Raw genomic sequence first — 9,747 nt, 5'->3', positions numbered from 1 at the left:
CCTGCATAGGGGCTTGTTTTAGCTCTAGGTTCGAGCGGCCAAGTAGGCGTCATAGTCGGGGATTTCAATATCTACTTCCTCAGGAAGTAGAGTAGAAGTAAATAAAAAATTAGCCGTTGCGCGGTTTGTCGCCACGGGAATGTTCCATACACTAGAAATTCGTAGCAGGGCCTTGACATCGGGGTCGTGTGGTACGGCGTTGAGTGGATCCCAAAAGAAAACCATCATATCGATTTTCCCTTCAGAAATCAGGGCTCCTAGTTGTTGATCGCCACCCATCGGGCCACTGATCATGCTTTTTATCGCTAAACCTGTCTCTTTACTCAGCATATGACCGGTGGTACCGGTAGCGTAAAGGAAGTGACCCTGTAGCTTTTCTTTATTTTCCTTGACCCAGCGTAGTAATTCCGGTTTATAGTGATCGTGAGCAACGAGCGCAATATGTTTATGGGCTGGCATCGTTCTTGTTGTTTTTTGCATTGATTTTCCCTAATGATTTGAATTCTATTCCAATGAACACTGATTATTCGCGATGAACATGTTGTTCAATGGTCATTGGAATCATTGTTCAAAATGTTAATCGTTTTTACCCTTGAAATGCAAACTAAGGTGTAACAATTATGATTATTAGTCAGGAGAGACGCTAAACGTAGGCCGATATCCTGAAGGAGACAGAGACTGACTAATAATATTTTGGTCAATATTTGAAGGAGTTAGCACCTCGATTTTGGGTGCTTCGTCATATTGATAGGGCTGATTATTCAAATAATGGCTGGCTTGAAGCACCGAGAGTTGTCCTTGTAACACCATTTTGTCACTCGTGGCGAACTCGACCTTATTTCGAATGAGCCCACGGTAAACCCCATGACTTAAGTACGTAGAAACAAGACCGATAATTTGCTGTTGGTTAGCGACGCGAATTTCACTTATGGCAGCTTCGATAGCAACGGCGCTACCCACGATATAAGACACTTGGTTAGATTCAATGACCTCTTGCACTAAATTCCGCTGTAGTTCTTTGTCGTTATCAGCCCACTTCGTTTGTGTGATAATAACATCACTGTTTATTATTGCTTCTTTGAATCCCGCAATAACGGGTTTGGTCCCACCACTGTGCTTTGGACCAGCCAGTAAAGCAACATTAGCCTTACCTGAACCTTTTGGGTGTTTGTCAGCAAGGTACTTACCTGCTTTAAACCCCATCCAATACCAGTCTACGCCAACCACACCCTTGAGATATTGCTTTTGCTCGCCACTGACAATCAGGTGATTGACGGTTGCGAATACAGGGATTCCCTGGCTGTGAGTGCCTAGATCATCGATGTAGGCACTCGGAGATACCGTACCTAGGATAATGGCATCGGCTTCCCACTGCGCACATTGTTCTATTTGTTTCTTCTGACGGTCTAGGTTGGGGTAACCACCGGATTCCAGGACTTTAAGTTGAAGCCCCTGTTTTTCCGATTCTTTAACCATTCCGTAATTAACAGACAACCAGTATGAGTCTTTTAGGTGGGGATAGATGGCACAAAGTTTGGTATTGGCGGCACTCACAGAAGCACTCGAAACGAGAGTCAGGAGAGCTAGTGATATAAATCTGCGTGCTATTTTCGCCATGTGATCACAGTTGATTGGTATATTGTGGCTGAACATTGCAAAATATAGCGTATATTCAGTTAGTAAAGAAGAAAACTTTTGGAGCGCTCTTATGTTACTCGCTAAAGCAAGCATCGGACGAAAACTACTTTTTTCGTTTCTCGCCATGGCGCTCTTAGTGATGTTATCTGCGACCATTGGTATGTCCGGTTTTTCATTAGTGGCCAAAACTGAGCGAACCGTTGTTGATTCAGCAATTCCCTCTATGATCGAAGCTCGTGAAGTTTCTGAGCTCAGTGCGCGAATTATTGCCTCGGTGCAAACACTTTCAACTGCAACCACTAAAGATGATCATCAACGCGCCGGAAAGCAGCTATTTACACGATTAGAAGCACTGCTATCCCATATCAAGTCGTTAGGCTCTGATACGTTTGATGAAAACTTGCTTAGTCAACTTGAGAACAATGTCCAAGAAGTAATAGACACTTTGGTGGAGCTTGGAGTCTCTGTTGAGCGTTCAATCAGTTTAGAAAATCAGATTAGTAAAGATGTAAAGCAATTACGCCTTGATGCTAAAGAGTTGGAACAGCTAACGCGAACGCAAGTCCTAAACACCAGTACCATTGCAGTGGCAAATGTCACACACATTTATGATTTGCTAGAAAGTCGTCAGATAGAACAGGTCTATCAGGCTTTGGACGCATTGGTTGAAGTCGACCTCGATCTTTCCGAACGGTTGCACGAACTCCATTTGCTTGCCTTTACGGTTCTTAATCAGATTGAAGAGACACGCACCGTGACAGATATTGGTCGTATAGAGCAGATTGAGCGAAAATACTCGGCAAACCTATCGATAATGTCAAGGCGGATCGGTGGTGTCGAAGACCCGACTCGCTCTTTACAGATGCTTATCTTGCTTGACCGATTAGCCCATGGTGACGCTGTGTTTGAGATGCTTAGAATTAAAAACAGTGAAAAAGAGCGTTCTCAAACATTGATGCAAGATTCAGTAAAGCAGCTATCCATACTCAATGGAACAATCAGCCGCTTGATTGATCACTCTAATGCTACGGCGACCAAAGCTATTTCCCAGTTATCAGACACGCTAAAATATGCTCAGTGGACGCTGTCGGTGTTATCTCTTGCTGGCTTAATCATTGTGGTATTGATCGTATGGAGAGTTGTCTATATCTCGGTTGTGAAGCGCTTGGCCGAATATTCTTCAGCATTGCTTTCAATCGCTAAGGGCCAGCTTAAAGTTGATGTGAAAGTAAAAGGTAATGATGAACTCGCACATATGGGCCAAGCCATTATAACGGCGAGAAATACGGCTCAAGCACTTAAGGTTGTTGCGGAATCAGAAGCTGCTGCGCGCATGGAGTTGCAAGAGCATAAAGTACACCTAGAGGAATTGGTTGAAGAGCGTACTATGCAACTTCAGGAAACCAATGATAGTTTAAATCTAGAGATCCTCAATCACAGTAAAGCCCGAGATCAAGCCGAACAAGCAAACAAAGCGAAATCGGCATTTTTAGCCACGATGAGTCATGAGATTCGTACTCCTATGAACGGTGTTCTCGGAACGGCCGCATTGCTCGAAGAAACCAAGTTAGACAGCAAGCAAACCCATTACTTAAATGTGATTAATCGAAGTGGCCAAAATTTACTCTCGATACTCAATGACATCTTGGATTATTCGAAAATCGAGGCAGGGCATCTCGACATACGCAAACGACCGTTTGATCTTTATCGAATGGTACAAGATTGTTACCAATTAATGCATGGGCGGGCCTTAGAAAAGAATATCGAATTTTGCTTCCATATCGAAAGCGATGTAAGGCAATTGTACAGTGGTGATGTTACACGAATTAGCCAAGTGCTAAATAACCTGGTGGGGAATGCAATAAAGTTCACTGAGAAGGGAACGGTTGATATTTATGTTTCTGTCGATTTTGATGATGAACGCTGCCTATCCTTTGAAGTGTCGGATACTGGGATAGGCATCAGTTCTGATGATCAGCTCAATTTGTTTGACGCATTTACGCAGGCTGAGGGTTCTCACTGTAAATCCGGTGGCACAGGTCTAGGTTTAGCGATCAGCTTTAGGCTTGTTCATGCTATGGGAGGGCAGGTGTATGTGGACTCTTACGAGGGTGAAGGCAGTCGTTTTTGGTTTACTGTTCCGTTAGAACAAGCCACAGAACTTGATGAACCCATTCTTCTTGAAGCCATAGAAAATCAGAAGCTTAACGCGAGGATACTATTAGTCGAAGACAATCCTGTCAATTTGATGGTCGCAGAGGGTTTTTTGGTCAACATGGGACACCATGTAATGTGTGCCGACAATGGACAGCAAGCTAAACAGTTGTTTGCACAACACGAATTTGACCTAGCGTTACTTGATATTAACCTACCTGATTGTGTTGGTACTGATTTATTGCGAGAGTTAAAAGAGTTAGAAGCCAACTTAGTCAAAGAAAAACGGCTACACCGTACGATCCCAATGATAGCAGTATCTGCCCATGTATTTACCGAAGAAGTTGAAGGCTATTTACAAGCAGGATTTGATGGTTACCTGCCCAAACCAATCGACAGAGAGGCACTGCAAGAAACCATAGCTAGGCTACTTGATGGTCAGACGCTAGTGTCGAGCTTTGAGTCGATGTACAGTCCTAGAGATCAAGTGGTTGATGATGTTCTAGATTCATCGATTCTAAAGGCTGACATCAATGTGTTAGGGATGGGTCGTGTAGGCAAAATTCTCGACGCATTTTACGTATCCGGTGAAGATATCATGCGACAGCTTGAATTGGCAGAAGACGACGACGATCTGCAAGGCGTTGTCAGTTTGTGTCATAAATTAAAGGGTTCTGCGGGCTCCCTGGGGTTAACGGCACTTTACAAGCGATGTTTATCGATTGAAAAAGCGAATCAGCCACTGCTGGAGTTCAAAGACAAAAAACATGAGCTTAATGAAACTTATCATGATTCTGTTCTGGCTCTGGTTGAGTTTCAACGCAGCAATGGTTGAGAGTTGATGTATCATGATAACGCCTTAATACTGAAATGTATCTCAGGGCGTAGCGTAGCGCTACATTATCTAAATCACCAACAAAAAGGGCCCACAATAATACATGGGCCCTTTGATCTGTTTCCTTGATCCAATCTTACATTAGAAATCATCACTAAAGTAATTCGGTGCATCTTCACCGTACAATAGTTCACTTAAGTCCTTACCAGAAAGACTCCTTAGGTGTTCTAGCTTATGTTCTAGCACAGTGACTTTATCGTAATCACCATCTGAACAGGCGACATATATCTGTTGTTCAATCGCTTCAATGCTATCTTGGATGTTCATATAGCACCTCCTAAGTGTCGTACTGAACACTCATCTGTTCTCAAACCGATTATAGTCCAAAAGACCAAATTCGATAGGCTGAGTACGCTGGTAGAAGGCGTGTACTTCATCGCTAAATGACCAGAATTCAGGCGAGGTTCGCCTAACTGCATAATTGTCGAGAAGTTTAATATAGTCTTGTTCGTTGTTCATGTTTTTCAAAGACGATACGAAATTATGAATTTGATCTTCGTTTAGAGAAAAATAGGCGGCTGGGTAACTACCGATGACACCTCTAACAAAGCTAAGACCATCATTGGAAAAATCCCTGTTTCTTTCTTCTGCAAACAGGCTAGAAATGTTGGTATGGGCGTTATCATGAAGCATGGTAAACAACTGCTGGCTGCCATTGTTGGTTTTGACCATTACCATAACAATTTGTGGTACCGCGATGAGTCCGTCACCACTAATGTTATTGATGGAAGCCAACAGGGCCTCATTGCTTTTGGATAGCCCGGTATTCACGATGTCATACCTATCATGAAGGATAGGGGCCATTTCATTTCGAATAATATCGAATAGCTCTGATTTGTGGTTGTTAGTTTTGTATTTCACCTGTGTTGGTTGGCTAAAAGGCGCTACGTTCCGCTGCAAGAACGCGCTAAATTGCGGGCTTTGATCTTTGTACCAACTAGAAAACTCATTATGTCTGACCTCATTGGGCAATAATGCAAGGAAATTGCTTTCTCCTTCCATACGCAAAAAGTCCATGAACATGCGGGTAATTAATTGGTGACCAAAGTTACCGTAGACATCAAAACCAGCGACTAGCAGATAATGAATTCGTTCTAGTAATGCATAGTCAAGGATCCAGGCTGTCTTCGGTTTGCTACCGACCATTCCTTGCACTACTGAGGCGCTATCAAAGTGCCTAAAAATAGTCAGTGCGGCATTAGGGTTCTCTTCGTTACCTTTCCAAAGAATGTCGGTTGTTAAATGTTGCCCATCTTTAAACCATTTATTCATAAATTGGGCGCGTGCTTCAAGGTAGCGTGCTTGCTGGCGAGAATAAGCAACCCAATTGGTCAGTGGCACAGTGGTACTGTCCAATTCGCTAGGAAGTTTGAGGTTATTGGTTTGTTCTTGATAAAACTGATTGATTTCGGGAATATCGGAGCTTTCGGGATCAATAAAAAATATCCAGAAATGGTCATTGATTACATTGAGTGCTAACTGGCCGCGACAAACAGGCCCCTTGATGTAAGCCATAATCGTATTCTGAGCGTTGTCGAGCATGAAACTAAAACGCGCCCTGTACGGCAAAGCCGTGAATGCCGTCATAGGGTTGGCGGCGACGTGGATTTGATAACTTGGTAGATCTGAGACAGTGTACTCCGGTTCTATAAACCATTCGTACCACTGTTGAAGCCTTCGTTCATTAAGCGCGAAAGGCATGTGTGTCTTATCGACAATCGTGCCTTGCTCTGGGATCAGCCGATAGTAGACGCGATCGACACCTGGTGGGTCATAAGGTCGACGGGTAACAATTCGCTCTACTGGTTGACCTGGTGGTGTGGCTGAGCGAATAAGAGTAAAAAAGCGGGGTTGACCTTCAATCTCAGAAAAATACAGGTGTGACAGAAATAGGTGTTCGTATATATAACGAGCTGTCAGTTGGTTCTTTCGTGCGGACTTGTTGAGCAACAATTCGTATTCATCTACCAATTGTTGTTCTTCCATTGTCAGGGGTAGGGGAGAGTTCATGGTAGCACCGCTACCTACCCAGCCAATTAACGTGTTGTATTCATTGTCGCTTAAGTTAGGCATACCAAAAGGCATTCCCCAAGTCGGGTTTTGTCTTTCGTAGTCGGCATACTCTTCTATCGTCGGGCACACTTGCTGTCTTGCAATAGAGAAATCGAACCCTTCAAGTTGAGGTACTTCTGGAAGAGGGTGGCGCTGTTTTTGCGTGAGCATACGAGCAATAAGTCCTGCATCTAGATTGGCCGATAGACTTTGTTCTCGTTCGTTAAGTACAGGGAAAAATGCATTCTGACGCCATTCTTCTGTTGTCTGTGCATCTTCGAATAAGCGTGTTGGTTTCGTCGCAGTAAGCCTGGTTCCTTCGTAGACGAGCTTTTTGCTACCACCGCGCTCAATCCCCTCTACTGAAGATAACTTAAGCTGGCATGGAGCATCATAGCAAGCGTGACATACAACACATCGTTTATCGAGTATAGGCTTTACTTCGCTAAGGAAATACGATGAATCTGGGTGATTTGGGAGTTCAGTTCGTTGCCTAACTTTCGCTGAGCCAAAGAGATCGTCAAAGTTGAGACTGGCATAAGTCGCACAACCAGAAAAGATTACAACGAATAAGAAGATAAAATAATGTCTGAAATTCATAAATTGCTCGCGAAGATATGGTTGCTTAGGATGAGCTATTTGTACGTATAGTGCTAATTTTTATCGATAAATCAATAAATTTCCACATATCAATGGAAGATAATTAAAGAGGCAGTGGTTTTCGAGGAAAATAAGAGACAAAAAAACCCAGAGTACTGGGCTTTTGAGGAATAGAAATTCAGAGTTGATTTAAGCGGCTTCTAGCTCCGCTGATTTCTCAGCGGTGACGGGTTTAGTGATAAGTGCTAGAACTATACAAACACCCATCATTACTGCTGAAATCGTGTACGCAAGAGTGTAACCACCGCCTTGTGTCATTGAGTAACCAACAACAGCGGCTCCAATCGCACCACCGATACCCCATGCTGTATACAGAACGCCGTAGTTTGTGCCGTAGTTTTTCAAACCATAGTACTCTGCAGTTAGCGTTGGGAATACAGCAAGCAATGTACCATAACCGATCGCAGCAATCGCGGTACCGATAATCAACGTTAATTCTGAATTAAACGTTGCGAAAAGCACCATATTGATACCTTGCAGGGTACACGCGATTAGAAGTGTACGCACACCACCAATCTTATCCGCTAAGATACCAGCACCAACACGACCGCCAGAGTTGAATACAGCCAGAATAGACGCAAGGTAAACAGCATTTGGTAGATTTGCTTGAACACTAGCGATATTGGTAATGTTACCAATAATCATAAGACCGGTTGACGCGGCAAAAGCATACATTACCCAAAGCGAGTAAAACTGAGGTGTTTTCAACATGGCCTTCCAATTAACGTTAACTGATTCAGTTGTTGCTTTTGGCGCCTGTCCTGCTTTTACTTTTGGAGCTTCGGGAATGTAGTCCGTCGGTGGGTTATTGATTGTGCATGCAAGAGGTACAGCAATGATCAGAACGCCAACCCCAAGGATCATGAAGCTAGTGTTGATACCTAAGCTAGTGATTAAAGCGGAGGTTACGGGCGCAAGATAAATAGCAGCCAAACCGAATCCAGCAGCAATTAAACCATTAACCATGCCTTTCTTAGAAGAGTGAAACCACTTCATCGCAGCAGGAGAAAGACAAGCATAGCCAAATCCGATACCAGCACCAGTAATAACACCGAAGGTGATGTTAAGAGCTAGAACAGAAGTAGCAAATCCAGAAGCAATCATGCCAAGACCTGTCAACGTAGTACCTAGGATTAGGATCTTACGTGGACCCATGCGGTCTTGAAGGATACCAGCTACCAAAAGACAAACAGAGAATGTGATTGTTGCAAGTGCGTAAGGAGAAGAGGCATCTGCTGCACTCCAACCCCAGTCAGACACTAGTGCTTTGTTAAAGACACTCCAGGCATACAGGATGCCAAGACAAAGGTTGATACAGAATCCAGCAAGGAGGATACGCATTGCTTTATCAATCTTGTTCATTGTTTTTCTCTGGTGAAGCGAACCGTAGTTCGTGGGGGTTAATGGTAAAACTAAAATTTAGTTTGCGTTTATCAACAGATAGTGCAAAGGAGCGCGGATTATAACCAATAATAATGTGATTGGAATCGATTTTTTAAATAAATACAAATTACCTTAGCAATGTAAATTATTTGTAATAAATATAATATGCAGATGTGAATATAAACTCATATTTATGATGATGTCACAAAAATCATTTTTAATTTTAAAGTTCTTGAAAGTTAAAATAATGTTAACAAGGGGAGGGTAACACACGTAACATACGTAACTTATTGTAATATAATGTTTCTGTGCGTGTAGAGTGTTAACTAAATGTTTCCAAAATAATATAGGTAAATGGTTGCATTAATATGTACAAAAAATGCGCTTGTTTTTGCTATAATTTAAGAGCACAATATCTACAAAATTAGTTTTCGAAAATGAAAATCGGATATTTCATTTCTAAATTGCGGAATAGTAGAGGTGATTTATGTTTATCCCTAAAATAGTAATGTTACTTGGTTTTTCTATTGGAGCTGGTTGGGCTGCGGCTGACCATATCCATTCTTATATGCTTGGATTATCAATTGCTTCACTAGCTGTCGGGGCTTGTTACTTCATCGCTTTTTTCAGCTCACGTTTCCCTGAACTGTCACTGTTTTTGCTGCTTTGCGGTGCAATGGCAAAATTGACGATTACCGTCGTTGGAATTGCGCTTAGTATTTCCCATGAACTAATTACATCTCCAATCGTTTTCTCACTATCGTATCTGTTCTACACCATTGTCGTGAGTTATTTGTGGTTTAGCTACAAGGACGCGAGAACAATAGTACCCAAGTTAGGTGCTACATCAGCGGCTTAAAATACATCATCATAATTATTTGTAAAGGAAGGGCTTGCCCTTCCTTTTCTGTTGATGGCAATCAGAATTCTGAATAAATGTTTAAAGCGTAGCTCCACAGGCGTTA

Annotated in this window: 7 protein-coding genes; 2 read left to right on the top strand and 5 right to left on the bottom strand. The window is 42.6% G+C overall.

Annotated features, from left to right (window positions below):
* Positions 1-24 precede the first annotated feature (24 nt).
* Both LNL84_RS10210 and torT read right to left on the bottom strand, forming a co-directional pair.
* The gene (locus LNL84_RS10210; RefSeq protein WP_244357136.1) at positions 25-480 is read right to left on the bottom strand and encodes a methylglyoxal synthase; all 456 of its coding nucleotides are present in this window, start codon (positions 478-480) and stop codon (positions 25-27) included.
* Positions 481-627: 147 nt separating this feature from the next.
* Positions 628-1,617, bottom strand: a complete 990-nt coding sequence (gene torT / locus LNL84_RS10205) for a TMAO reductase system periplasmic protein TorT (RefSeq protein WP_244357135.1) — start codon at positions 1,615-1,617, stop codon at positions 628-630.
* A 91-nt stretch (positions 1,618-1,708) separates the two neighbouring features.
* Between torT and torS the strand changes: the two genes are divergently transcribed.
* Positions 1,709-4,627 carry a TMAO reductase system sensor histidine kinase/response regulator TorS gene (gene torS / locus LNL84_RS10200; protein ID WP_244357134.1) on the top strand — a complete coding sequence of 973 codons (2,919 nt, stop codon included), beginning with the start codon at positions 1,709-1,711 and terminating at the stop codon, positions 4,625-4,627.
* Between the two features lie 141 nt (positions 4,628-4,768).
* Here the strand turns inward: torS and LNL84_RS10195 are convergent, their stop codons facing one another.
* The 3 genes from LNL84_RS10195 to LNL84_RS10185 all read right to left on the bottom strand — a co-directional run bounded on the left by LNL84_RS10195 (position 4,769) and on the right by LNL84_RS10185 (position 8,761).
* Complete coding sequence (locus LNL84_RS10195; protein WP_244357133.1) at positions 4,769-4,954, bottom strand: hypothetical protein; 186 nt, start codon at positions 4,952-4,954, stop codon at positions 4,769-4,771.
* Between the two features lie 30 nt (positions 4,955-4,984).
* On the bottom strand, positions 4,985-7,339 hold the full coding sequence (locus tag LNL84_RS10190) for a fatty acid cis/trans isomerase (protein WP_244357132.1): 2,355 nt from the start codon (positions 7,337-7,339) through the stop codon (positions 4,985-4,987).
* 189 nt (positions 7,340-7,528) lie between these two features.
* Complete coding sequence (locus LNL84_RS10185; RefSeq protein ID WP_244357131.1) at positions 7,529-8,761, bottom strand: L-lactate MFS transporter; 1,233 nt, start codon at positions 8,759-8,761, stop codon at positions 7,529-7,531.
* A 508-nt stretch (positions 8,762-9,269) separates the two neighbouring features.
* On the opposite strand from LNL84_RS10185, the gene LNL84_RS10180 reads away from it, so the two are divergent.
* Positions 9,270-9,641, top strand: coding sequence for an NADH:ubiquinone oxidoreductase (locus tag LNL84_RS10180; protein WP_244357130.1), 372 nt, complete (start codon positions 9,270-9,272; stop codon positions 9,639-9,641).
* The last annotated feature ends 106 nt before the right edge of the window (positions 9,642-9,747 follow it).

The organism is Vibrio gelatinilyticus (genome assembly GCF_022836845.1).
Taxonomy (GTDB): Bacteria; Pseudomonadota; Gammaproteobacteria; order Enterobacterales; family Vibrionaceae; genus Vibrio; species Vibrio gelatinilyticus.
Note: the sequence above shows the minus strand (reverse complement) of the source record. Positions and strands in the feature narration are given on the sequence as shown.

Bases quoted from the DNA above. Each gene is read 5' to 3' on its own strand.
- LNL84_RS10185 (WP_244357131.1), bottom strand. From the start codon at position 8,761: ATGAACAAGATTGATAAAGCAATGCGTATCCTCCTTGCTGGATTCTGT.
- LNL84_RS10195 (WP_244357133.1), bottom strand. From the start codon at position 4,954: ATGAACATCCAAGATAGCATTGAAGCGATTGAACAACAGATATATGTC.
- LNL84_RS10180 (WP_244357130.1), top strand. From the start codon at position 9,270: ATGTTTATCCCTAAAATAGTAATGTTACTTGGTTTTTCTATTGGAGCT.
- torS (WP_244357134.1), top strand. From the start codon at position 1,709: ATGTTACTCGCTAAAGCAAGCATCGGACGAAAACTACTTTTTTCGTTT.
- LNL84_RS10190 (WP_244357132.1), bottom strand. From the start codon at position 7,339: ATGAATTTCAGACATTATTTTATCTTCTTATTCGTTGTAATCTTTTCT.
- torT (WP_244357135.1), bottom strand. From the start codon at position 1,617: ATGGCGAAAATAGCACGCAGATTTATATCACTAGCTCTCCTGACTCTC.
- LNL84_RS10210 (WP_244357136.1), bottom strand. From the start codon at position 480: ATGCAAAAAACAACAAGAACGATGCCAGCCCATAAACATATTGCGCTC.